The sequence below is a fragment of the Gimesia aquarii genome, from assembly GCF_007748175.1.
Classification (GTDB): domain Bacteria; phylum Planctomycetota; class Planctomycetia; order Planctomycetales; family Planctomycetaceae; genus Gimesia; species Gimesia aquarii_A.
In genome coordinates, this window is record NZ_CP037422.1 from 5,790,704 (window position 1) to 5,815,679 (window position 24,976).

Genomic DNA, 24,976 nt, shown 5'->3' on the forward strand with positions numbered 1-24,976 from the left:
TTTTGAGGGGTCTATTGGTTTTTACCTAGGAATTATATTTACTTTTCCCTGGGAGATATATTGATGAGAAAGCACTTACGTGGTTTCACGCTGATTGAATTACTCGTGGTCATTGCCATCATAGCCATTTTAATCGCACTGCTATTGCCAGCTGTCCAACAGGCACGCGAAGCAGCTCGAAGATCTCAATGTAAAAACAATTTAAAACAACTGGGGATTGCGCTTCACAATTATCACGAGACACACAGTGTTCTCCCGGCTGCTGCGTATTGCAGTGGATCTTCTGGAATTGCCCATTGTCATACCTGGCTCGAATCGTTGTTACCGTTTATCGAACATTCGACACTTTATAATCAGATTGACTTTTCAGTGCCGAATCACCAAGGGCCAAATCCGGCAGCACTTAACGACTGGAAAACAGGGGTTTTGATGTGCCCCTCCGATCCTGAGAGTGGACTTTACCCAAACTCACGCGAGGCAGGTTATACACCAGGTGCGGGCAACTCACTTGGGGCCAATTATAAACTCTGTGCAGGGCCGTTACATATGAATATTTGCCCCATTCCAGCACTAACGCCTAATATCAACTGCAAGAGTACCGGAGGAGCACGTGCAAGTGTTGAAGCTCCCGGAATGTTTAACGGTGGTCGTATTTCTTACAAATTCAAAGATTGTACTGATGGCACGACGAATACATTTTTGATCGGAGAAGTGTTACCAATCTATAGCTCATTCAATATGTATTTTGCATCGCATATGCATATCGGCACGACGAATCCTCCTCCTAACTATTTCAAAACCTATACAGCCTGTCCCAAGTCCAGAGATGCACGAGTCGATACCTGCTATGCCCATATGGGGGGCTATATGAGCAACCATGTCGGTGGAGTTCATATGTGTCTGGCAGATGGTAGTGTGCGGTTTGTTAGTGAGAACATTGATTACGCAACGTGGAACTACCTGGGAGATAAAAATGATAAGCAACCACTAGGTGAGTTTTGACCAAAACACCTGGGTATGTGAGATGTCTGGAAATTTATTATGAATTTTGCGGAGAGATATCATTTCATGAAGCATCAAGGATCTCGCTTACAAATACTGAAGTGTTCTTTTTTCATAGTGCCATTTCTTTCTGTCCTGTTGGTGGGATGCGGTGGAAACGAAAAGCCTGAAACAGTTCTGGTCTCGGGGCTCGTCACGCTTGACGGAAAACCGTTGTCAAAAGGGACGGTTACTTTTCAGTCAAAATCAAGAGGTGAAGGAACTTTGAATCGCCCTGCCATTGGTCAGATTGATGAGAATGGTCGTGTCCAGTTATCAACCTTTGAAGAGGGAGATGGTGTATTACCTGGGAACTATACGGTCGTCATCACAGCTTTTGAAAACGATCCATCTGTCGAAGAGTATGCCGCTGGTGCACAAAGGAAATCTCTGATTCCGGAAAAGTATAGTAATCCGCTGACATCGGGATTAGAAGCAGTGGTTACTGAAGGCGAAAATGAATTTACATTTGATCTTCATCAAAAAAAATAATGAGAATTCAGTTTATTTGAATAGCTTCACATAATCACGATTCTATGAATTAATCCCTAAGGCAAAAATGGAAACAACGTTTTGACGTTTTTCTGTGTTAAAGGAGATCCATATTCACACGGCTCGAATGCTTCGATGAGTTGGATCTCCTGACCACGTTTTTTGCCATAAGTTTCGATGATTAAATCACGATGCTGATCGGCCAACGGTTCGATTCGCTCTCGTATTTTGCCACTTAACCAGGCTTTTCGTTCTGATGGATCGGCGGGCACTTCATGTTCGTGAAAATGATTATATGGCAACCAGTCATAAAACTGGGAACGATGGCAATCGAGCGCGTCAATCAACTTGTCCCACACAGGCTCTACATCGACCACAACTGTAGGAGTGAAAGGGTAGGGACGTGTAAAATGATCTGAGAGATATGCAATCACCGGGTTTTTTCGTAACGCAGGGACATCGGGAACAATCGGCGGAACTGTTACCATATAAGCAGCATCACAAACCAACTGTGATGTATAACGGTGGTCAGGATGATAATCATTCGGGCGATGTGTCAAAATTAGATCGGGATCAAATTGGCGAATCAGACGAATGATTTCAAAACGCGCTTCAATGGTCGGTTGTAAATAGCCATCTCGATTTCCCAGGACTTGATATTCTAGTCCGAGCGCTTGTCCGGCCGCTGTAGCCTCAGCCCGACGAATCTCGGCTAGTTCGGTCCCTGAAAGTCTTTGATGCCCAGATTCTCCGTTCGTCACACTCACAAACTTCACAGTATGACCTGCCTGTTGATATAAAGACGCAGTTCCCCCCGCTTTGATATCGCAATCATCTGGATGAGCACCAAAAACCAGGATTCGTAACGATTGATCTGCCATAGAGTTCTAAACCTTCATATTGTTAGATAGAATTACAAACATGATCCAGGATCGTGGTCATGTAATCAAATCATATTAGTTGTACATAAAGTACTTTAAATTCACTAGTATGAGTTCAATAATGGTATTGAACACACGACCTGTCGAGCGTGTCAATCAGATACAGAAAATTGAATGGTTGCTTAACTGAAGGTATGAGCAGATGTCATTGCCCATGATGGATAAGAGTGAAGAAGTCTATGAAGATCCCCTTGATCTGATGGATGAAATCGAAGAGCTCAAAAAAGAAAAAGATGCCACACTATTAGCACACTTTTACATAGACGGTGAAATACAGGAAATCGCTGACTTTACAGGCGATAGCCTGAAACTGGCTCGTGATGCTGTGACGGTCAAAACTTCGACCATTGTTTTCTCAGGTGTCCATTTCATGGCGGAATCGACCAAAATTCTGAGCCCAGAAAAGAAAGTACTTTTGCCGGATCTTAATGCGGGTTGTTCTCTGGCCGAAAGCTGTCAGTTTGGTGACTTGGATGCATTTCAAAAAAAACTGAGGGCAGAAGGCCGCGATTTCGAAACAGTTGCCTATATTAACACAAGCGCCAAAGTAAAAAGTCTCTGTGACTGGATTGTCACCAGTGGTAATGCACGTGAAATCATTGACCGTGTACCCCGAGGGAAAGAAATCTTATTCGTACCAGATCAACATCTTGGACGTTACTTAATGGAAGTTACGGGACGGGAAATGATTCTCTGGCCAGGTTCCTGTATGGTGCATGAAATCTTCAGCGTGCAAGATCTATTGCGTGCCAAAAAGAACAATCCTGGTTCCCTTGTGCTGGCGCATCCGGAATGTCCACATAAGATTCTGGAAGTCTCTGATTTCATTGGGGGGACAGAAAAACTGCGGCAATACGTGATGTCTATTAAAGAACCGGGCACTTTTTTAATTGCCACCGAAGCGAACATGATTCACCCACTGGAAAAATCGGCACCACATCATACTTATATTCCGGTTCCAGGAATTATTTCTTCGTCAGGTGAAACTTGCGCCTGCAATCGCTGTCCACACATGGCTCTCAATACATTACAGAAAGTCCGGGACTGCTTGAAATACGGCAAGCCAGAGATCGAATGGCAGCCTTATTTTGATCAGGCTAAAGAAGTCTTGCAACGCAGCTTGCTTCAATAAGTCAGACTGCGGTATTTGCCTTCTAAATGTGCTACTTTTCTAGGCAACTCGCTCATTTCTTGCATAAAATTCTTCATGTCATCTGCAGGATTAATATTTTTGCCCAATAGAAAAAGACGTTTTTCTATTATAATTTGACGTTATTCCATTTCAGCTTGGGTGAGACTTCTTTTATTAGGTTAGTTGACTTATTTTTTGGCACATTCTTTGCCTTTCCTTAACATTCATAAAATCAAATCTCATAGGGTCTAGCATCTATTGAGGTGGAAACAGGATGATCTCTACCGCGCTCACAGAGAATCCGTCACAAAAATTAAATAAAAGTGAACATCTACAAAAGTAACTCAGACTGAATCAACTATCATCGCAAGTTCTTCGTGTGGCGCTCTCCTTAAACTTGCCAAACAATAGCAGGCCTTTTCATTCTTTTATTGCTTTGAATTGAGATACCCTTGCGCGCCGTTCATCTCTGATCGATTCGTTCAATATTTCTCAATGGTTAAACGATTGAAAATTCCAAAAGTAGCTGCAAAAGGAAAGCACAACGGAAATGGAAATTCAAAATAAAGCAACCAGGATTAATCTGTTCAATTTTTCGACTCCGCAAATGCGCGCATTTCATATGTCCTGGTTTGCATTCTTTCTTTGCTTCTTCGCCTGGTTTGGTATTGCTCCCTTGATGAAGGTGGTTCGGGAAGAGATGCTGCTTACAAAAGAGCAAGTTGGTTGGTGTATTATCGGATCTGTTGCAATCACTGTCATCGCTCGGCTTTTTATCGGCTGGCTCTGTGATCAAATTGGACCGCGTTTGTCTTATACATGGCTTTTGATTTTGGGTTCTCTGCCTGTGATGGGAATTGGATTTGCCCACGACTATACCACTTTTCTGATGTTCCGAATTGCCATTGGTGCGATTGGGGCTTCGTTTGTGATTACTCAGTACCACACCTCAATTATGTTTGCCCCGAATTGTGTCGGAACTGCCAATGCAACTTCTGCTGGCTGGGGAAACCTGGGAGGGGGAGTCACACAGCTTGTGATGCCACTCATATTCACTCTGTTTATCGGAGTATTGGGATTCAGTGATTCCTTAGGTTGGCGTGCTTCCATGTTTGTAGCTGGTCTGATTTGTGCTTTAACGGGTATTGCTTATTACTTCTTGACACAAGACGCACCAGATGGAAATTTTAAAGAATTGCGTGCTGCTGGGAAGTTGCCTCAAAAAGCGAATAACAAAGGAAAGTTTTGGACTGCCTGTAAAGATCATCGAGTTTGGGCTCTGTTTGTCATCTACGGTGCCTGCTTTGGAATTGAACTTACGATTAACAATATCGCTGCACTCTATTTTCTGGACCACTTTGATTACTTCCAGGATATGGAAACAGCACATGCAATCAAAATGGCCGGTCTTTTTGCTGGTATGTTTGGTTTGATGAATATATTTGCCCGCACTCTGGGGGGACTATTTGGTGACCGGTTTGGAGAAAAATGGGGGCTTAGTGGACGAGTCAAGTGGTTATTTGTTGTGATTTTCTGCGAAGGTATCGCCCTGATGCTCTTTTCACAGATGAGTATTCTTGTGATGGCGTTACCCGCTCTCATTATCTTCAGCCTATTCGTCCAAATGTCCGAAGGTGCCACTTATTCTGTGGTTCCGTTTATTAATCCCAAAGCGTTGGGGGCCGTTTCCGGTATTGTGGGAGCTGGTGGAAATGCAGGGGCCGTTGCAGCAGGTTTTCTGTTCAAAACACATGCAATTACCTGGCCAACTGCCTTGTTTATTATTGGAGCGATTGTGACGTGCTGTTCCTTCTTAACCTTCATTGTGCGGTTTAGTGAAGAAACCGAAGAAGAAGTACGACTTGCTCATGAATTAGCAGTGACTGCCAGAAGTGGAGAGAAAGAGCTTGCTACAGTCATAGGTAATTAAAAGCTTATGTGATTCTGCGAATAACAAATGAAGTGCTCTGAGTAAAAGGTGGATTCGCTGTGATTCAACGAAATTCTGAACCAAAAAAGAATGTGGTTGTCATTGGCAACGGTATGGTGGGGTTACGGCTGTGTGAACAACTGGTTGAGAAAGACCAGCAACAGCAATTTAAGATTGTAACATTCTGTGAAGAACCGCGTGCTGCATATGACCGTGTGGGATTAACACAATTTTTCGCTCATAATGATGCAGAAAAATTGATGCTGGCTCGTCAAGAATGGTATTCGGAAAATGACATCGATCTCCATTTAGCAGACCGGGCAGTCAGTATTGATCGACAAACTAAAATTGTCCGTTCCCAAAAGGGTGTTGAGATACCTTATGATAAAGTCATCATCGCAACAGGGTCCTATCCATTCGTACCAGAAGTTCCTGGAATCAAAAACCGAGGAGTCTTTGTTTATCGTACAATTAACGACTTGGAAGCGATCATAGACTACGCGAAACATTCGAAGCGAGCAGCAGTGATTGGAGGTGGACTCCTGGGCTTGGAAGCAGCAAAAGCAGCATTGGATTTGGGCCTGGAAACACATGTATTGGAGTTTGCTCCACGTTTAATGCCGCGACAAATTGATGACGCCGGTTCAAAAATTCTAGTCCAAAAAATTGAAGAGTTGGGCGTTCAGGTCCATCTGAATAAAGCCACTGATGAAGTGTTGGGAAATTCCAAAGTGACGGGGATTCGATTTCAGGATGGCGAAGTGTTGGATGTTGACATGATTATCGTCTCAGCCGGCATTCGTCCGCGCGATGAATTAGCGCGCGACTGTGGGCTCGAAGTGGGAGAACGAGGGGGAATCCTGGTCAATGATTTTCTTCAGACCTCAGATCCTGACATATATGCTGTAGGAGAAGTCGCTTTACATTCAGGAATGGTGTATGGTCTCGTTTCACCTGGATACCAAATGGCAGAGGTGGCGGCAGCTCACTTATCTAGTATCGATCTAAAATTCGAGGGAAGCGACCTTTCCACTAAGTTAAAGTTGATGGGCGTGGATGTTGCCAGCTTTGGTGATTATGAAGCCGATCCCAAATATACGAAAAGCCTCACATTTGAAGATCCTTTTGCAGGCGTCTATAAAAAATTAGTTTTTAATCCTGATGGGACGAAACTTTTGGGGGGCATCTTAATCGGTGATGCTTCCGATTATGGCAATTTGTCGATGCTGACCAAGACCGATGGTGTATTACCTTGCAACCCACATGAACTCGTCGTTGGCTCCAATAGTGGCATTCCGGGAGGTAGCATTGCAGAGATGCCAGACGAAGGGCAGGTCTGTTCTTGTAATAATGTCACAAAGGGGCAAATCTGCGCGGCAATTCAAGATGAAAAACTGACTTCAGTAGATCAGGTAAAAACATGTACCAAAGCTGGGAGTGGATGTGGGGGATGTTTGCCCCTGGTGACAGATCTATTTCAAGCAGAGATGGAAGCGTCTGGTCTTACGGTCAACAATGACCTGTGTGAGCATTTTGAATTTTCACGAACAGAACTACTCAATATTATTAAAATTAAAAAACTCAAAACATTTCAGGCAGTTCTCGATGACTGTGGTTCAGGTGCGGGATGCGAAGTCTGTAAGCCGACGGTGGCCTCGATTCTTGCCAGTTTATGGAACGAGCACGTTGTTGACCATGCATTTTTACAGGATACGAACGACCGCTTTTTGGCGAATGTGCAACGCGGTGGACTCTATTCAGTAGTGCCTCGCGTCCCCGGGGGCGAAATTACTCCAGACAAATTGATCGTTCTGGGAAATGTCGCTCAGGAATATGGCCTTTATACGAAAATCACCGGCGGACAACGCGTTGACTTATTCGGGGCGGAAGTTCATGATCTGCCTGCGATCTGGGAAAAATTGATCGACGCTGGATTTGAAAGCGGCCACGCATATGGTAAGGCGCTGCGTACTGTCAAAAGCTGTGTTGGCACAACTTGGTGTCGTTATGGAGTGGGCGACTCTGTTGGATTCGCAATACGACTGGAAGAACGCTACCGCGGAGTCCGTGCTCCACACAAAATCAAAGGAGGTGTTTCGGGGTGTGTTCGCGAATGTGCGGAAGCACAGAGTAAAGATTTTGGGCTCATCGCGACAGAAAATGGTTATAATCTCTATATCTGTGGGAACGGCGGTGCCAAACCACGACATGCCGATCTTTTTGCATCAGATCTTGATGAAGAAACTTGTATTAAGTATCTGGATCGATTTTTGATGTTTTATATTCAGACTGCGGATAAGCTAACTCGTACTGCTGCCTGGCTGGAGAAACTGGAAGGGGGAATTGACTATTTAAAAGAAGTTGTCATCGAAGATAAATTGGGGATTTGTGAAGAGCTCGAAGCCATGATGCAATCATTGGTTGATAGTTATCGTTGTGAATGGAAAGAAGTCGTTAATAACCCTGAGAAAAGAAGACTATTTAACCAGTTTGTGAATACCGAAGATCACCAACCCTCAATCGAATTGATTCCACAACGTGGGCAGCAACGCCCCGTCGACTGGGCTCCCGATTTTATTCCGATGGATGATCTCAAACCGTTGAAAAAAACTGTCGAAGATAATAATTCCCAACTAGATGAACAACCACGCGAGTGGGTCCATGTAGGAACTGTAAGCGATTTCCCAGAGAATAGTGGTGCTACTGTAAGATATGGGAATTCACAAATCGCAGTGTTTAATTTTACCAGTCGTGGTGAATGGTATGCTTGCCAGCAAATGTGTCCACATAAGCAGGCAATGGTATTATCACGCGGAATTATTGGTGATACTCAGGGCATTCCCAAAGTGGCATGTCCCTTACACAAAAAAACATTTTCTCTGAAAAATGGGACTTGTTTGAGTGGTGAGCAGAATTATTCAGTCAATGTGTTTAAAGTAAGAGTTGATGAGTTGCAGAATGTGTACTTGGAACTCCCTGAGAAAAAAGTACTAGATGAATTACTAAATCAAATAGAATGTGCTGGCACTCACTAAGCACAGGTTACCAAATGGTATTATCTCAACAACAAAATTCAAAAAAACAAGACGAACAACTTTTAGCACTGTCAGTAATTGAAGTTGTACAGGAAGCAGATGAAGTTCGGACCTTTCGATTGGATAATTCCAAAGGGATTTTTCCGATTCATAAGCCAGGCATGTTTGCCAAGGTCTGCCTTAACATTGATGGAAACGAAGTTTGGCGAAGCTTTTCAATAAGCTCATCACCATTGCAGCCGGAAAAAATTGACTTAACAATTAAACGCAATTCTCATGGACAGGTTGGAAATTATTTTTTTGAACAGATTCGTCCAGGATGCCGCCTATTGTTAAAAGGTCCTTTGGGACGATTTTATTATGACCAGGAGCAATATAGAGAACCGCTTGTGCTGTTGTGTGCCGGTATTGGAATCACTCCGATGATGAGTATTGTGCGTTACTTAAAAGATCTAAACCAAAACAGACTCTGTTACTTGTTTTATGGTGCCAGAACCCATAAGGATATTATCTTTGATGAGGAAACTCGACAGCTAATCACTCAAATGCCTGGTTTCCATTACTGTTTGACTCTTTCCCAACCAGCTCCTCATTGGTTGGGATATTGTGGATATCTCAATTTTGAGTTTATGCAATCAAAGGTTTCTCAACTTTTGGCGTCTCGTTTCTTTTTATGTGGTCCCAACCGATTTAATCAGGATTTTGAAGAACAACTTTTGGAAGCTGGAGTACCACAGACATTAATTCACAGCGAGCAATTTCATAAAACACGAAGGCCTCAATAAAAGATATGACATTTGACGTCGGTAGAGATAACCAGAATCCAATAATCGCTTTTGATGATCCTTCGTCGAATTTACAAAGTAATGCCGCCTGTAGTACTGAATTAGATCTAATTACGATTCTCTTGAAAGAACAGCAATCTTTAACTGCCATCGATCAATTCTCAAAACAGTATGACGCTCAGGCAATACCAGCTCAGTCAAGATACTATTCTGATCTGATTCCTTCAGCGTTACCACAATCCGGGGAACAATATGCTTTTGAGGTGGATTTGGATCGCTGTTCCGGCTGTAAAGCGTGTGTGACAGCCTGCCATTCACTCAATGGACTTGATGAAAACGAAACCTGGCGTGATGTTGGTTTACTGATTGGTGGGTCGAATCAGGATCCGATTTATCAACATGTCACCACTGCTTGTCACCATTGTCTGGAGCCGGCATGTATGCATGCCTGTCCGGTAAACGCTTATGAGAAAGATCCACTGACGGGAATTGTGAAACATCTGGACGACCAGTGTTTTGGTTGTCAGTATTGTACATTAGCGTGTCCTTACGATGTTCCTAAATACCAAAGCCACAAAGGAATTGTTCGGAAATGCGATATGTGCAGTCAGCGGTTATCTGATGGTGAAGCACCCGCTTGCGTGCAAGCGTGTCCTCATCAGGCGATTTCAATTAATGTAGTCAATCAGGAACAAGTCATCGCTGATTCGGAAGTCAACCAATTTCTACCAGCGGCGCCTGATCCACAGATTACGATTCCCACAACAACCTACAAGTCGAAAAAACCGTTTCCCCGTAATACATTACCGGCAGATTATTATTCAATCAGCCCACAGCATGCTCATCTACCGTTGGTAATTATGCTGGTACTGACTCAACTTTCTGTCGGCACGTTTCTTGCAGGATCTGCTCTGGAATATTTTTTCAGTGGAGAAAAGACTGATATTATGACTCGCTTGTATGCGACAAAAGCGTTGTTGTTTGGTTTATTGGCTTTGGGAGCGAGTACACTTCACCTGGGACGACCACTTTATGCTTTTAGAGGTATTTTGGGATTAAAGCACTCTTGGTTAAGCCGAGAAATCCTTGCCTTTGGCGTTTTCGCGGGTCTGGCTATGTTGTACGCGATTCTGACTTGGATTTCAGCTTCAACTTATCCAGAACTAAAGTCTTGGGAGCAGCTTACAGGGCTATCAGTTGGTGTATTTGGAATCGTCGGAATCCTTTGTTCGGTTATGATCTATGTATTTACGAAACGTGAATTCTGGAGCTTTGAATCGACCACGATCAAGTTTTCTCTCACTACGATTCTATTGGGAATTGCTTCGACATGGTTGACGATTTTCATTGTGAATTGGACTGATGACTCTCCAGAATCTAATCTATTGATCGCTCAAGCAGGGCCGCTTCTCTCCAAGGCATTGATTCTGACATCAATCATCAAGCTTGGTTTTGAAGCTTCGATATTTCGTTATCTGATTCGTCGGCAAAACTCACCACTCAAGCGTTCGGCATTATTGATGAGTGGGCAATTGTCAAATGTGACACTCGCTCGTTTTGCATGTGGTTTATTGGGAGGGATCTTGATGCCTTGCTTTTTACTGAATCAGCAAACACAACCGCAACATAGTTTAAATCTCTACATAGCCGTCAGCATATTATTTATTGCATGTTTGTTCGGTGAATTATTGGAAAGATATCTTTTTTTCTCCGCGGTGGCAGCTCCTCGAATGCCCGGAGTATTACGATAAGCGTTCATTTACAATCCTACTGGAATTCATTTTATGTCCATCATCAATCAATCAAGGCTCAGTGATCTGATCCATCAAAAAGAAGGGCCCCTCACGCGAGAGTTATTGCTCTCTCCCGGTGGATTTGGACTAGGAAAAGTTCCTGAAAAAAACACTCCTGATGCAATGACTCAGATGGTCTGTGGGTTTTGCGGTACAGGTTGTAATTTAAATATTCATCTGAAGGACGGCGAAGGGGTTTGTGTGACTCCGACCACAGAATATCCCGTCAATTTAGGGATGGCGTGTCCCAAAGGCTGGGAAGCATTGTCTGTGCTGAAATCTCCCGACCGAGCCATTAGCCCTCTCATTAAAAAATCTCACAATCACTGGGAACCGGTCGATTGGGACACAGCCCTGAATCTCTTCACGCGAAAATTCAAAGGCATCCAACAGCAATATGGGACAGATTCAGTTGCCTTTTTGAGTACCGGCCAAATGGTTACTGAAGAAATGGCATTTTTAGGAGCGCTTGCTAAATTCGGCATGGGCATGCTTCATGGAGATGGAAATACACGACAGTGTATGGCTTCGGCGGTCACCGCATATAAGCAATCATTCGGATTCGACGCGCCGCCATTTACGTATCAGGATCTCGAAGAGTCAGACGTACTGGTATTTATCGGTGCTAATCCCTGTATTGCGCATCCGATTATGTGGGAACGCGTCATGCGAAATTCGCATGAACCAGAAATAGTGGTTGTTGATCCACGAAAAACCGAAACGGCGATGCAGGCGACTCAGCACTTACAGATTTATCCCAAATCAGACCTGACATTATTTTATGGTATCGCGCACATTCTTATCCAAAGAGGGCACCTTGCTGAAGAGTTTATTCAAAATCATACGGAAGGTTTTGAAGAATTTGCTGCGCATATCAAAGATTATACAATCGAACGGGTTACTAATGAGACAGGACTAAGTCGTACTGCCATTGAACACTTTGCAGAAATCATTCATTCCGGAAAGCGGGTTTCTTTCTGGTGGACCATGGGAGTCAATCAAAGTTATCAAGGTGTACGCACCGCTCAATCATTGATCAATCTGGCTTTGATGACGGGGAACATTGGTAGAACAGGAACTGGACCGAATTCGATTACCGGCCAATGTAACGCCATGGGGTCTCGTCTATTTAGCAACACAACCAACCTGTTGGGGGGACATGATTTTCTCAACGCAGAGCATCGTAGTAAAGTTGCTGAAACGCTTTCGATTCCAGTTGATCGTATTCCCACTCAAAACAGTTGGCCATATCATAAGATCATTGAAGGAATTTTGGCCGGTAAAATTAAAGGGCTTTGGGTCATCTGCACCAATCCAGCACATTCATGGATTAACCAGAGACAGGTACGTGACATTTTAGACCGGTTGGATTTTCTCGTGGTACAGGACATGTATCATACTACCGAAACAGCCCGTCATGCGAATTTGGTCTTACCAGCGGCTGCCTGGGGAGAGAAAGAGGGCACGTTTATTAATGCAGAACGTCGAATCAGCCGTGTCAAACGTGTCACACGTGCTCCAGGACAGGCTTTGTCTGATTTTTCGATTTTCAAATTGATCGCTCAATACTGGGGTTGTGCTGACATGTTTTCGCAGTGGAAATCACCAGAGGATGTCTTTCAAATGATGAAGCAGCTGACAAAAGGACAACCATGTGATATTTCCGGTATTAAAGATTATGCAGCGATTGAAGAGCAGGGAGGTATTCAATGGCCGTTTCCTGAGTCAGATACCAAATCCTTAGAACAACAACGTCGATTATTTGAGGATGGTCAGTTCTATCATCAAAATGGCCGTGCCAAAATGATTTTTTCCGAACCAACAAAAATGCCGGAAGCGCCAAATGAGCAATATCCTTTTATTTTGTTGACCGGTCGAGGAACAGCTTCACAATGGCACACGCAAACTAGGACGAAAAATTCTGACGTGTTGCGGAAACTCTACCCAGCGCGCATTTATGTTGAACTCAATCCACAAGATGCAAGTGAATTGTCAATCAAACCCAATGACTGGATTTTTGTGGAATCACAGCGAGGGCGTATCAAAGCACAGGCTTTTATCACACAATCTGTACAGCCGGGCCAGATTTTTATTCCCATGCATTATGAACAGACCAATCAATTGACTGATGCGGTTTTCGATCCCTATTCGAGCCAGCCCTCTTATAAATGCTGTGCCGTTCGTGTACTGAAAAATTGAATCAATTCTGAGAAATCAAGTCATGCAAGCCAGCTTGGGATACGGCCCCCTTCAACATTCCTGATTATTCTCAATGCTACTCATTTTTGTTCAGTGGTAGTTTCTTGTCTTTGCCGAAAAATGCCTAATCGCACTCGAATCCTTCCTAATGACTTTAGTCAAATCTCCGCTTTCTCGTTTGTCTTTAGGAAATGATGGGGCGTAATCCGTAAAATCGGAGTTTGTATTAAATTGCGCTAATGGATTCCGAAGAATACCGATATTCCTCATAAGCACTCTGAGCAAACATAGATCAGGAGTGCGCGCTGCATGTGAGACAAGATGATTTCAACCCTCTCATCCTTGGAATATAGCATAAATCAGGCCAATGAATTTATTGACAACTCGATCCATGCAGCTGAAAGCATGCTACTGTTTCTGTTTACTCCTGTGTGCCATGCCCTTATATGCACAGGAAGCTTCTTCAACTCCGGCTTGCATTAGCGATGCACAACAATGTGTTCCGTATCAGGATTGCACTTCTTGTGTGACTGAACTCAACTACTGGGTTGTCAGTAGTCGTTGTTGTGTTCAGAAAAGTAATTGCTGTTGCCCATGCTGTGAATTTGATGTCTATCATTCCAGTGGAGGAGGAAATGTTACAGAGTCTTCATTTGAGACTTTAGTCCAATCGTTAGATCCTAATGCTCCGATTTGTATCATGGTGCATGGTAGCTTTGTGAAGTGGGAAGGAGCGCTAACAGATTCGTATAACACCTATTTTTGGCTGAGGAACGCAGCTCCAAATCGTCCGCTGAATGTGATCTTCTTCACATGGCCCAGCGGTGAGATGCCTACAAAGATACTACCAATCGATGTCAACATCCTTGGAAAGCGAGCTGAGTATAATGGGTATTATTTAGCACAATTGATTTCCCAATTGCCTGAACAGTACGACATCAGCCTGTTAGGTCATAGTCATGGTGCTCGCATCGTATCGTCAACTCTACATTTAATTGGAGGTGGTTCGATTCAAGGCTTCTCTTTGAATGAATGTGGGATTTGTATCCCTTGTCACTCGCGACGCATTCGTGCAGTATTCGCTGCCGCGGCTATTAATCACAATTGGTTAAATCCCGGGCAACGTTACGGCTGCAGTCTGAACTGCATTGAGTGCCTCGTTAACCTTCGAAACAAAAAAGACAGAGTTCTTCTCTTCTATCCCGTACTTGCCACGTTTTCACGCAGAGCATTAGCGCGTACCGGCTTCACTTATCTTGATCGACGCGCCCTTGGTGATTGTCTCAGTCGCGTGAATGATATCGATGTTTCGAAGTGTGTCGGCGCAGGCCACATGTTTCCAAACTACTATAGCCATCCAGAAATCGCGGAAACCATTGTGCCAGCAATTTATTTTAATGAGAGCCACTAGTGATCCGTTAAAGTTTGCGAATGTTTGGTTCGCACTAAAAATTTAATGATGGCGCCTGTCAAAATGAGGTCTGCGTAAGACCGGTCTTTAAGCTTGCATTTCAAATGCATAAGGTCCGATCCAGAAAGTCCTGGCTGGTCCCACTCTCTAAACGAGAATTTTCTGATCGAAAGCAGATTCTCATAGAATCCCCAATTTCGTAGTCGAATCTGGAACTCTTTTTTTACATAATGGTGGCAACAATCCTCTATCTCATAGAAGATTGTGTATTATTTTCTTATGTCGATCTGTTGTATCATATTGCAGTGATGTGACTTATGGCGAGAATCCCTCTCAGGGCATTTTTTTGAAAAGTCTGGAGATTCTGAAAATAATTTCGCCAGTTCGTGCATCCTTATTACTAAAAGCCGCGGTTTTGTTATTGAACGGGAGTAGATATTGGCCACCGGTAACGATGGCAAGCTCGCCCCCGAGATCGTCCATCAATTATTTGAACAGCATGCTGCCGAATTGCGCGCTTTTTTAACGGGGCTCTTACGCGACCACGATTTCGTTGATGAAGTAATTCAATTAACTTTTTCCAAAGCACTGCAATCAGGCAATCAGTCAAAGGAAGAGACCAGAAAAGGTTGGTTATTTAAAGTTGCTTATCACGAATCAATGGCTTTGTTGCGTCGGAGTAAAATTGACAGGAAATCGCTGAAAAATTTGTGTCATACGACGACAGTTTATTTGACTGAAAAACCAGAGCATCGACTTTTAGAAAATGAGAATATTGAACAAGTCAGGCAAGCGCTGAGTAAATTGCCCGAAAATCAACAAGAAGTAGTGATCGCGAGGATCTACCAAAATAAAACATTCAAAGAGATTGCTCAAGAATATGAGCTTCCACTAGGTACTGTATTGACGCGTATGCGAATTGCAATCAAAACCCTGTCAAAACAACTTGATAATCCAGCAGAGAATCGTTGATTTTAGTTTTTACATTCTATTTTTAAGACGTATTTCATGAGTGACTCGTCAGGCAACCTCGTTCCAAATAATTCTCCAGATGATCTGGAGTGGTTAGCATTCCAATATGTGTCTAATGCGCTTTCTGAACAGGACTCACAACGGTTTGAAGAATCACTCGGCGAGAGACAGGATGCCCGAGAAGCTTTAGCTACTGTCACTCAGCTCATCGCGGGTTTGAAAACGATTGAACCAACACCAGTCAGTCTCTCAGGAACAGTCACGTCAAAGCAGACGGCTTTAGATCCTCGATCTGGCTCTTCTTCACGTGTTCAATACTGGACCTTGCTGGGTTGTGCTGTTGCTCTGCTATGTTCGGTTTCATATTTGTTGAGCGTTTCACCCTACTGGACAACGACAAACTCACAAATCGTTGAAACTGAGCCTTCGCAAGATGATCTGGGACAATTACTTGATCTATGGTCTGAATCTGCTGAAGGTAGGAGCACCACTGTCTCATCAAATTCGAACACTGTTCAAATTGATTTGATTGATCAACAAGCCAGTCTGGCTGAAGTTGATACATTAGAAGTTCCCGACTGGCTTTATACCGCGGTCTCACTTCCGGATGAAAGTGTGAATTGATGTCTTTGGCACGTTTTAATATCCATTATTTTAATCCTTTTGTACCGGTGATCCCGATCTGCGTAATCGTTCTCTTTGCAGGTCTGACTTATGCTGATGACTCAGCAAAAACGGGAACGGTTTCTGTTACCGCGGAACGCTTGCAAAATAAGAAATCATTCACAAAACCTGTTACTACTCCGAAAGAACGGAAGGCTGCGACTGGTATTGGTCCCAATCGGGAAAAACTCGCACTCGAATTTGCGAAGCAGCATCATCCTGAATTAGCAAAATTAATTCAACGCCTCAAAAAACATAAACCACGTGAATATAAACGAGCACTTCGTGATTTGGACAACACACGCACCAAATTGGAACGCTTCAAAAATAGGGATACAGAACGCTATCGTCTGACTTTGGAACGTTGGGAAGTCGATTCTCGCATTCGTCTTTTAGCTGCCCGGGTTTCAGTGATGGGAAGTGCAACAGACAAATCAAAATTAAAAAATCTGATTACAAAACGAGTCGACCTTCAGCTGGAACTCTTGCGATACGATCAAAAACAAGCTGAAAAACGAGTGGAAAAGCTTCAAAAATCAATCTCAGAAATTGTAGAAAACCGAGATGACTATATTGATGCTGAGTTTAAAAAAATAAATCGTAGTATCAAGAAAACTGGACAAAAAAATAAAAACAAGAAGTAAGCGGATTACTTTTTGACTGACGATATTTCGTCCTTATGACAAGGTGTGTTATGAAATCAACCAAAATGACAAATTATTATTCTACATATGTAGCCGGAATCCTGGCATTAGTTGCTTTGACGACGACGGTTCAGGCGGCGAATGACACACAAATCAAAAAACCGGTCAGTCAGCGTTTTGCTGAATCGGATAACAAGGAAGTCCCTCAATTCCAGCAGCATGTTGTTCCTCTGCTTGGAAAACTCGGGTGCAACGGACGTGCTTGCCATGGTTCCTTCCAAGGTAAAGGCGACTTTCGGCTCTCACTGTTTGGCTATGACTTCATCATGGATCATAAACAGATTACCGCGGAAGACGTTGAGCGGATTGATCTCAAAGAACCAGTCAAAAGCTTAGTCCTGCAAAAACCTCTTGAAGAAATTGACCACGAAGGTGGCAAACGTTTTGATGCGGGTAGCTGGCAACACCAGCTCTTAACTCGTTGGATTGAAGGTGGCGCATTGGGAGTTCCGAAGGAAGCTCCGAAATTTGAGCGACTTGTGATTACTCCGAATTCCATACAATTCAATAAAGAGGGAGAGACCGTTGCGTTACGTGCCGTAGCAGTCTGGTCAGATGGTACTCAAGAAGACGTTACTCCACTTTGTCGATTCCAAACCAATAACGAACAGATCGCGACAATTTCACCAAAAGGTTTAGTTACTGCACAAAAACCAGGCGATACCCACGTCGTTGCGTTTTACGATTCGGGCGTCATTCCCATTCCTGTAATTCGACCTGTTTCCGATCAATATGGTAATAAATATCCTGAAATCGCAACATCAACTCCCGTTGATAAACATGTCATTAACAAGTTGAAAAAATTAGGTATGGTGCCTGCGGAAAAATGTACTGATGCAGAATTTTTACGTCGCATCAGTTTGGACCTTTCTGGAACTTTACCGGCTCCACACGAAGTTGAATCATTTGTTAATGACACTTCACCAGACAAGCGATCTAAAAAGATTGATGAACTACTGGAATCTCCCGGCTATGCAGCCTGGTGGACTACAAAATTATGTGACTTTACCCAGAATAATTATGATGATTTAATCAATGTGTCTCCGGTTCGGGAACGTCCCAGTCAGGATTGGTACGACTGGATCAAAAAACGCGTTGCGGACAACGTTGGCTATGACGAAATTACCGAAGGAATCTTACTGGCAACCAGCCGTGAACCTCAAGAAAACTTTGAGCAGTTCACGACTGCGATGAATGCGATTTATCAGGACAAATCTGACAAGGAGTTTGCTGACCGTGGTCATATGCCCTATTACTGGGCAAGACGCAATTTTCGAAATCCTGATGACCGTGTTTTAGGGTTTGCTTATACATTCCTGGGGATCCGAATTCAATGTGCCCAGTGTCATAAGCATCCCTTCGACCAGTGGACGCAAACAGACTTCAAAGAGTTTCGTGGTTTCTTTACACGGGTTAATTTTGGAGTCAATCCGGAATCGCGGACAGAATATACCGCAATGGTGAAAGAACTCGGTGCAAATAAATTACGGGGCAATCAATTACTCCGTGAGCTGAACAAAAAAGTCAAAGGGAAGAAGAATGTCCCCTTCCAGGAAGTCTATGTGACAAAAGCACGGCCTGTACGCACCAATAACAAAAATAAGAATAAGAAAAGACGACGCAATAATTCACGGAGTCCTGATACAGCTAAATTACTGGGGGCCGAAGTCGTGAAAATCAGTCAAATGCAAGATCCTCGGACTGCATTGATGGAATGGTTACGTCGGGAAGATAATCCCTATTTTGCAAAAGCGTTTGTGAACCGTGTCTGGGCTTCTTACTTTAATCGAGGAATCATTGAGCCACCTGACGATTTAAATCTGGCAAATCCCCCCAGTAACGGACCATTGCTTGATTATTTATCGCGTGAGTTTATTCGACATGATTTTGATATGAAATGGCTGCATCGCCAAATCACGAATAGCGATACTTATCAGCGTAGTTGGAAAACCAACAAAACAAATGAATTGGATGAAATCAACTTTAGTCACTACATCCCCCATCGTTTACCCGCTGAAGTATTATACGATGCAATTCACCAGGCGACTGCTTCGGATGATGCGATCGACTCTATGAAAAACAGTGTTGATGGGCGTGCCATTGGAATCCCTGCGTCTGGAGTACGCAATCGTACCATTAGAGACAAGCAATATGCGTTGACGATTTTTGGTCGCTCCACACGCGAAAGTAACTGCGACTGTGATCGTTCAGTCGATCCCAGTTTACTACAGACGATGTATATCAAGAATGATAATGATGTCTATTCAGCGATCAATCGTTCTAACGGTAGTTGGTTATTCCAGGTTGGTCAGCAATTAGGGGCGGTTCAAAAGCCGGCTGAACGAAAAGAGCGATTCAATAAGCGAATTGATCAACTCAAAGAACAATCGAAATCGACGAAACAGCAGGTTGCAAAATTACAAAAACAAAATAATAAGAAAAAAGAACTACAACAGGCGCAAAAACGCTTGCGGGCTTTGAAAACAGAGCTAAGGAAAGTTCAACAAGCATCTAATAAGATGAAAAATACTCCGGTTCGCGTTCAGTCTTTTGAGCAACCTCTTGCCGAAGACAAAACGGAAGAAATTATTACTCGAACTTATTTAAGAAGCTTGAGTCGTTATCCAACTGAAGCAGAGAAAACTGCTGCCAAAAAGTATCTTGATGAATCCAAGGACAAAATGGCAGGCATTTATGATCTTGTTTGGGCAGTACTTAATACAAAGGAATTCATGCTCAATCACTAGTTTATTTCTGAAACTGATCCGATTCATTTCAATACAACTACAAACAATTAAAGCCTGACCAAAAATGTTGGGCAATTCAATGCGAAAGGAATTCAAATGGCTATTTCAATGACATGTGATGGAGTAAAACGCCGTGATTTTCTCAAGGTCGGTGCACTCGGTTTCACAGGTTTGACACTTTCTTCTTATTTAAGACTGGTCGATGCCGGAAAAACAAAACCAAAAGGTGCCAAATCAGCTATTTTTATTGAGCTACCAGGCGGTCCCTCCCATATGGACACGTTCGACTTGAAACCGGAATCACCGAGTGAGTATCGTGGTGAATTCAATCCGATCAAAACAAACATTGACGGAATTGAAATCTGTGAGCATCTTCCAAAGCTCGCTTCTTGTATGGATAAGTTTGCACTGCTACGCGGTGTCTCGCACTCTGTTGCAGCGCATGCTTTAGGGCGTTCTTACGTCAATACTGGTAATCGTCCTTTGCCTTCTTTGGAATATCCAGGTTATGGAGCCGTATTTACAAAAGAAAACCCTGGACCTGAAAACCTTCCTCCTTATGTTTCGATTCCCAATTCGACTCAAAAACCTGGTTTTCTCGGTGTCAAGTATGCTCCACTCAATACCGGTGCGACTCCTCGTCCCGGCCAACCGTTCAACGTACGAGGAATTTCTCTCCGTTCTGGTTTGACAGTTGAGAACATCGAACGCCGTGAATCGCTGTTACGAGATATTGATCAAACCTTCAACGGGTTAGAAAAGAATTCGCAGTTAATTGAAGGGCTGGATCAGTTTGGTCAACAGGCTTATTCAATCATCACATCCAAAAGAGCACGAGATGCGTTTGATATCTCTAAAGAATCTCCCGCATTTTCGAAACCATTTGGCGAATCCAGTTTTGGGCAAAGTTGTCTGTTAGCTTCACGTCTCGTTGAGTCGGGAGTTCGTTTTGTGACTGTTTCCACCGGCGGCTGGGACACACACCGAAATAACTGGGACAGTCTGGAGAATCGATTACTGCCTTCACTTGATACAGGTCTCTCAGCGCTCTTTAACGGTCTTGCTGAAAAAGGATTGCTCGAGTCGACCGCAGTTTATGTGACGGGGGAATTTGGACGGACTCCTAAAATCAATAGAGAACGTGGTGGACGCGATCACTATCCCCGCTGCATGTTTATGTTAATGGCAGGAGGCCAGGTCAAAGGGGGACAGGTTATTGGAAAGAGCGACGACAAAGGGACTGGACCGATTGACGATGGTTATTCTCCGGACGATGTTGCCGCTTCATTCTACCACAATCTCGGTATCGATTTCACACAGGAATATCATACGAATACAGGACGCCCCATCACTATTGTTCGTGATGGATCTGTGATCGATAAGCTGTTTGCATAACATTAGAACGATTTCAAGATTTCAGCCAATATATCTATGTGTAGATCTGGCATTATCGGTAATAAAATTATTTCCTGAGGGGGAATGAAAATGTTGAAACTATCAAAAGCGCTTCTGACGATGACCTTAATTTTTGCCTGTGTTGCTTCAGTTAATGCAGCAGATAAAGAAGCCAAAAAGAAAAAAGGTAAAAAACAACAAACGGTCAGAATTCAAGCTTTGAATTTACCGAAAACGATCGAATTAACTGATGAACAAAAAGAGAAGATTGCTGGTCTAAAAAAGGAATATACACCTCAATTTGTTGCCTTACAGAAAAAGAATCGCGAAATTCTAACTCCCGATCAGCGTAAAGCCCGTGGTAAAGCGATGAAGCAGGCAAAAGAAGAAGGTAAAAAAGGGAAGGAACTTCGTTCTGCCGTTAATTCTGCTCTCAAGCTCTCTGATGACCAGAGCAAGCAAATGAAAGAAGTGGGGGCAGAAATGAAAAAACTGAATGGTGAAGTCAGAGGTAAACTTTCAAAAATCTTGACCGCCGATCAACTCGCTAAAATCAAAAAACCTGGGAAAGGTTCAAAAAAGAAAAAGAAGAAAAATACTTAATTCGATGGAGTCGTTTTGACTTCGTTGTGCTGAATTAATTGTTGGCCAATCAGCATGATCGCTCCCCTGGTTCTACTATTTGAACCAGGGGTATTTTTTTATAAATCGAATTTTGGCTAGAAAATGTAGACGAGTTTGCTCTGAACAATCACAAAAAAGAGTTGTTTTTGCTCCTAAATCCTGATATAAACATGAGTTGATGTGATTCTGTTGTACAAGAGCAGATATGTTCTGATTTCGAGCTTGGAGCGTGATTGATGCTACGGCCTGTTCAATCTTTCTACACAGTGCGTCTAATGTTTCTCATCGTTATGATGTCGGTAGGCTCAGTAACAGATGTAGATGCCAAAGATGCTTCGTCAAAAAGTAAAGGGATTGAGTTTTTCGAAGCAAAAATTCGTCCTGTATTGATAAAACACTGCTATGAATGCCATGCTTCGAACTCCAAGTCGATTCGGGGTGGATTACTACTCGATACTCGTGCTGGAACTCTGAAGGGAGGAGATTCAGGGGCAATTTTCACTCCTGGAAAGCCAGAAGAAAGCCTGCTATTAGAATCACTCCGGTTTGAGAGTTTTGAAATGCCTCCTTCCGGCAAGCTGGCACCGGAAATCATTGCTGATTTTGAGACATGGATTAAAATGGGAGCCCCTGATCCAAGGGATGGGAAAAGCAAGATCGTCAGGCAAAGTATTGATATTGAAAAAGGAAAACAATTCTGGGCTTTTCAACCTGTCAAAAAACAATCCCTTCCCAAAGTTTCTGATCCTGCTTGGAGTCGATCAGATATTGATCGATTGATTCGGTTTGCCCAGGAAAAACAAAATCTGACTACAGCGCCCGATGCAGATCGTACCACTTTAGTACGTCGACTCTATTATGATTTGATAGGTTTGCCGCCAACGCCGAATCAAATTGATCAATTTCTAAGTGATGAGAGTCCTGATGCTGTGGCACGTCTAGTTGATCAACTACTTGCATCGCCTCATTTTGGAGAGCGTTGGGGCCGTTACTGGTTGGACGTTGCCCGCTATTCACAATCAACGGGTGGAGGTCGCTCATTACTATACCAGTCAGCCTGGAGATACCGCAATTATATCATTGATGCTTTTAATCAGGATAAGCCCTTCGATGAATTTATCATGGAGCAAATTGCCGGAGATTTGCTGGAATCGAACAACTATTTACAAAAACGTGAGCAGTTATTTGCAACCGCGTTTCTGGTTCTAGGACCAACTAATTATGAGCAACAAGACAAAGAACAATTGCGCATGGACGTCATTGACGAGCAGATTCAAACTGTAGGTCGCGCCTTTCTGGCGATGACCCTCGGTTGTGCTCGTTGCCACGATCATAAATTTGACCCGATTCCTGCAACGGATTATTACGCTTTGGCCGGGATCTTTCGCAGTACAAAAGTCTTAACTCCCGGAAATGTTTCCGGCTGGACAAAACGGCCTCTCCCGCTTTCGCCAGAGAAGCAGCGTACAAGAGATGAGTACATTCAAGTGATGGCGCGACTCACCGCTGCTCAGAAAGCTAAGCAGAGTCATTTGAAGAAATTAGAGCAGAAATTAAATACGATCACACTTGATGATTCTGCTGCCACACTTGTTGGAAACTGGCAGAAATCGACGTTTTTTAAAGACTACGTTGGCCAGGGTTATATTCACGACCAGCACGCTGCCAAAGGGAAAAAGCAGGTTAAATTTTCTCCAAAGCAGCTCAAGTCAGGCCGCTATGATGTGCAGTTGGCATATAACTCTGCCGAATCTCGCGCCTCACGTGTTCCTGTCACGATTAAAACATCAAAAGGAGAGCATACCGTTTATGTGAACCAGAGAATCGAACCGACTGATGGTGCATTCTCCTCTTTGGGTGAATTTGAATTTTCTGGTACAAAAAATGAGGAAGTCATTATTTCAAATGCAGGAACTGATGGCTATGTGATTGTGGATGCCATTCGTTTCATTTCGGCACCGGTCAGTCAAGATTCTGAAAAGCAGAAAGAGGTAGCGGTAAACCAATACAAACACACTTTGCTTAAAATTAAAGAGACAAAAAAACAACTTAAGTCACTCAAACTTGAGATCGCAAACAAAAAGAAAGCAGCCCCACCAAAAGTTGCAGAAATCATGTCCATTTATGAAGACGAGCAACCGGGAGACTATCATCTTCTCATTAGAGGTGATGTGCATAATCTCGGAAAAAAAGTCCCCCGTGGATTTCTTTCTGTCGCTCAGGTACAAGAATCTATCATGATCCCAAAAGTCTCAAGTGGACGGCTTGAAATGGCCCAATGGATAGCCAACCCACAAAACCCTTTAACGGCTCGTGTTTATGTGAATCGAATTTGGCGCCATTTGTTCGGAGTCGGTTTAGTGCGCACTGTCGATAATTTCGGCACACGAGGGGAGTTACCTTCCCATCCCGAATTACTAGATCATTTAGCCTTGAAGCTGATTGAGAGTGGGTGGTCAACCAAATCGATGATTCGTGAAATCGTGCTTTCCAAAACGTATCAACTTTCAAGTGAATCGACTGCGAAACAACGTACGGCTGATCCAGACAATCGACTGTTAACCCATCAAAATCACAAGCGTCTTGATGCGGAAGCAATTCGAGATACGATTTTGTTTGTTAGTGGAAATCTTGACCTTTCTCGACAAAACCAGACAATCAAAGAGAACACAAAATCAGAATATGGTTATCAATTTACGAATAATTATCGAAGTGTCTATATCCCCGTCTTTCGTAATCGATTGCACGAGCTATTGGCCATATTTGACTTTCCGGATCCCAATTTGTCTGTAGGAAACCGTAATACAAGTACCTTGTCAACTCAGGCCCTCTATCTGATGAATAACCCTTTTGTGATCAATCAATCACAAAAGCTTGCGAAACGGTTGATTGAAGAATTTTCCGAAGATCAATCTTCTCGTATTGACGCACTGTTTCAAATGACTCTCGGGCGGTTACCCAATTCGAATGAAAAAATGGGGATGGAACGGTTTTTAAGCGAGGCAAAATTGAAAGGCGGAGCATCTGAAAGAGAAGCCTGGACTGCAGCCTGTCAAACAGTGATTGCCTGTATTGATTTTCGATATATCAAATAATCACCAGCAAAATACTT

General features: G+C 43.3%; 17 protein-coding genes. 16 read left to right on the top strand and 1 reads right to left on the bottom strand.

Going from position 1 to position 24,976, the window contains the following annotated elements:
• The first annotated feature begins 63 nt into the window (after positions 1-63).
• Together V202x_RS21940 and V202x_RS21945 are read left to right on the top strand one after the other, a co-directional pair.
• The gene (locus V202x_RS21940) at positions 64-1,002 is read left to right on the top strand and encodes a DUF1559 domain-containing protein (RefSeq protein ID WP_145178979.1); all 939 of its coding nucleotides are present in this window, start codon (positions 64-66) and stop codon (positions 1,000-1,002) included.
• 117 nt (positions 1,003-1,119) lie between these two features.
• Positions 1,120-1,533, top strand: a complete 414-nt coding sequence (locus tag V202x_RS21945; protein ID WP_145178980.1) for a carboxypeptidase regulatory-like domain-containing protein — start codon at positions 1,120-1,122, stop codon at positions 1,531-1,533.
• 56 nt (positions 1,534-1,589) lie between these two features.
• Here V202x_RS21945 and V202x_RS21950 read toward each other — a convergent pair whose 3' ends face one another.
• Positions 1,590-2,414, bottom strand: a complete 825-nt coding sequence (locus tag V202x_RS21950) for a PIG-L deacetylase family protein (RefSeq protein WP_145178981.1) — start codon at positions 2,412-2,414, stop codon at positions 1,590-1,592.
• Between the two features lie 202 nt (positions 2,415-2,616).
• Between V202x_RS21950 and nadA the strand changes: the two genes are divergently transcribed.
• From nadA to V202x_RS22020, 14 genes are all read left to right on the top strand, one after another.
• Positions 2,617-3,606: a quinolinate synthase NadA gene (nadA, locus tag V202x_RS21955; RefSeq protein WP_145178983.1), complete on the top strand. Its 990-nt coding sequence runs from the start codon at positions 2,617-2,619 to the stop codon at positions 3,604-3,606.
• Between the two features lie 550 nt (positions 3,607-4,156).
• On the top strand, positions 4,157-5,536 hold the full coding sequence (locus V202x_RS21960; protein WP_145178984.1) for an MFS transporter: 1,380 nt from the start codon (positions 4,157-4,159) through the stop codon (positions 5,534-5,536).
• A gap of 59 nt (positions 5,537-5,595) precedes the next feature.
• Complete coding sequence (gene nirB, locus V202x_RS21965; protein ID WP_145178986.1) at positions 5,596-8,571, top strand: nitrite reductase large subunit NirB; 2,976 nt, start codon at positions 5,596-5,598, stop codon at positions 8,569-8,571.
• Positions 8,572-8,585: 14 nt separating this feature from the next.
• A complete protein-coding gene (locus tag V202x_RS21970; RefSeq protein ID WP_197993038.1) occupies positions 8,586-9,356 on the top strand; it encodes a ferredoxin reductase in 771 nt (256 codons plus the stop codon).
• Between the two features lie 5 nt (positions 9,357-9,361).
• Positions 9,362-11,107, top strand: coding sequence for a DmsC/YnfH family molybdoenzyme membrane anchor subunit (locus V202x_RS21975; RefSeq protein ID WP_145178990.1), 1,746 nt, complete (start codon positions 9,362-9,364; stop codon positions 11,105-11,107).
• Between the two features lie 33 nt (positions 11,108-11,140).
• Entirely contained in the window at positions 11,141-13,348 is a 2,208-nt protein-coding gene (locus V202x_RS21980; RefSeq protein ID WP_145178991.1) for a molybdopterin oxidoreductase family protein, read from the top strand.
• 367 nt (positions 13,349-13,715) lie between these two features.
• Complete coding sequence (locus V202x_RS21985; protein ID WP_145178992.1) at positions 13,716-14,759, top strand: alpha/beta hydrolase; 1,044 nt, start codon at positions 13,716-13,718, stop codon at positions 14,757-14,759.
• 438 nt (positions 14,760-15,197) lie between these two features.
• The gene (locus tag V202x_RS21990) at positions 15,198-15,731 is read left to right on the top strand and encodes an RNA polymerase sigma factor (RefSeq protein WP_197993039.1); all 534 of its coding nucleotides are present in this window, start codon (positions 15,198-15,200) and stop codon (positions 15,729-15,731) included.
• 36 nt (positions 15,732-15,767) lie between these two features.
• Positions 15,768-16,355 carry a hypothetical protein gene (locus V202x_RS21995; protein WP_145178994.1) on the top strand — a complete coding sequence of 196 codons (588 nt, stop codon included), beginning with the start codon at positions 15,768-15,770 and terminating at the stop codon, positions 16,353-16,355.
• Positions 16,355-17,038: a hypothetical protein gene (locus V202x_RS22000; RefSeq protein ID WP_145178995.1), complete on the top strand. Its 684-nt coding sequence runs from the start codon at positions 16,355-16,357 to the stop codon at positions 17,036-17,038. Before V202x_RS21995 ends, V202x_RS22000 begins: the two co-directional genes overlap by 1 nt.
• Before the next feature lie 50 nt (positions 17,039-17,088).
• Positions 17,089-19,845: a DUF1549 and DUF1553 domain-containing protein gene (locus tag V202x_RS22005; RefSeq protein WP_232098628.1), complete on the top strand. Its 2,757-nt coding sequence runs from the start codon at positions 17,089-17,091 to the stop codon at positions 19,843-19,845.
• A gap of 96 nt (positions 19,846-19,941) precedes the next feature.
• Positions 19,942-21,240 (top strand): DUF1501 domain-containing protein, encoded by a 1,299-nt coding sequence (locus V202x_RS22010; RefSeq protein WP_145178996.1) that lies wholly within the window; start codon positions 19,942-19,944, stop codon positions 21,238-21,240.
• A gap of 84 nt (positions 21,241-21,324) precedes the next feature.
• Positions 21,325-21,843 (top strand): hypothetical protein, encoded by a 519-nt coding sequence (locus tag V202x_RS22015; protein WP_145178997.1) that lies wholly within the window; start codon positions 21,325-21,327, stop codon positions 21,841-21,843.
• A gap of 257 nt (positions 21,844-22,100) precedes the next feature.
• Entirely contained in the window at positions 22,101-24,959 is a 2,859-nt protein-coding gene (locus V202x_RS22020; protein WP_145178998.1) for a DUF1553 domain-containing protein, read from the top strand.
• The last annotated feature ends 17 nt before the right edge of the window (positions 24,960-24,976 follow it).

Coding starts and splice junctions, on each gene's coding strand:
- V202x_RS21975 (WP_145178990.1), top strand. CDS start 9,362: ATGACATTTGACGTCGGTAGAGATAACCAGAATCCAATAATCGCTTTT.
- V202x_RS22010 (WP_145178996.1), top strand. CDS start 19,942: ATGGCTATTTCAATGACATGTGATGGAGTAAAACGCCGTGATTTTCTC.
- V202x_RS22005 (WP_232098628.1), top strand. CDS start 17,089: ATGAAATCAACCAAAATGACAAATTATTATTCTACATATGTAGCCGGA.
- V202x_RS22020 (WP_145178998.1), top strand. CDS start 22,101: ATGCTACGGCCTGTTCAATCTTTCTACACAGTGCGTCTAATGTTTCTC.
- V202x_RS21940 (WP_145178979.1), top strand. CDS start 64: ATGAGAAAGCACTTACGTGGTTTCACGCTGATTGAATTACTCGTGGTC.
- V202x_RS21995 (WP_145178994.1), top strand. CDS start 15,768: ATGAGTGACTCGTCAGGCAACCTCGTTCCAAATAATTCTCCAGATGAT.
- V202x_RS21960 (WP_145178984.1), top strand. CDS start 4,157: ATGGAAATTCAAAATAAAGCAACCAGGATTAATCTGTTCAATTTTTCG.
- V202x_RS21985 (WP_145178992.1), top strand. CDS start 13,716: ATGAATTTATTGACAACTCGATCCATGCAGCTGAAAGCATGCTACTGT.
- V202x_RS21950 (WP_145178981.1), bottom strand. CDS start 2,414: ATGGCAGATCAATCGTTACGAATCCTGGTTTTTGGTGCTCATCCAGAT.
- V202x_RS21980 (WP_145178991.1), top strand. CDS start 11,141: ATGTCCATCATCAATCAATCAAGGCTCAGTGATCTGATCCATCAAAAA.
- V202x_RS22000 (WP_145178995.1), top strand. CDS start 16,355: ATGTCTTTGGCACGTTTTAATATCCATTATTTTAATCCTTTTGTACCG.
- V202x_RS22015 (WP_145178997.1), top strand. CDS start 21,325: ATGAAAATGTTGAAACTATCAAAAGCGCTTCTGACGATGACCTTAATT.
- nadA (WP_145178983.1), top strand. CDS start 2,617: ATGTCATTGCCCATGATGGATAAGAGTGAAGAAGTCTATGAAGATCCC.
- V202x_RS21970 (WP_197993038.1), top strand. CDS start 8,586: ATGGTATTATCTCAACAACAAAATTCAAAAAAACAAGACGAACAACTT.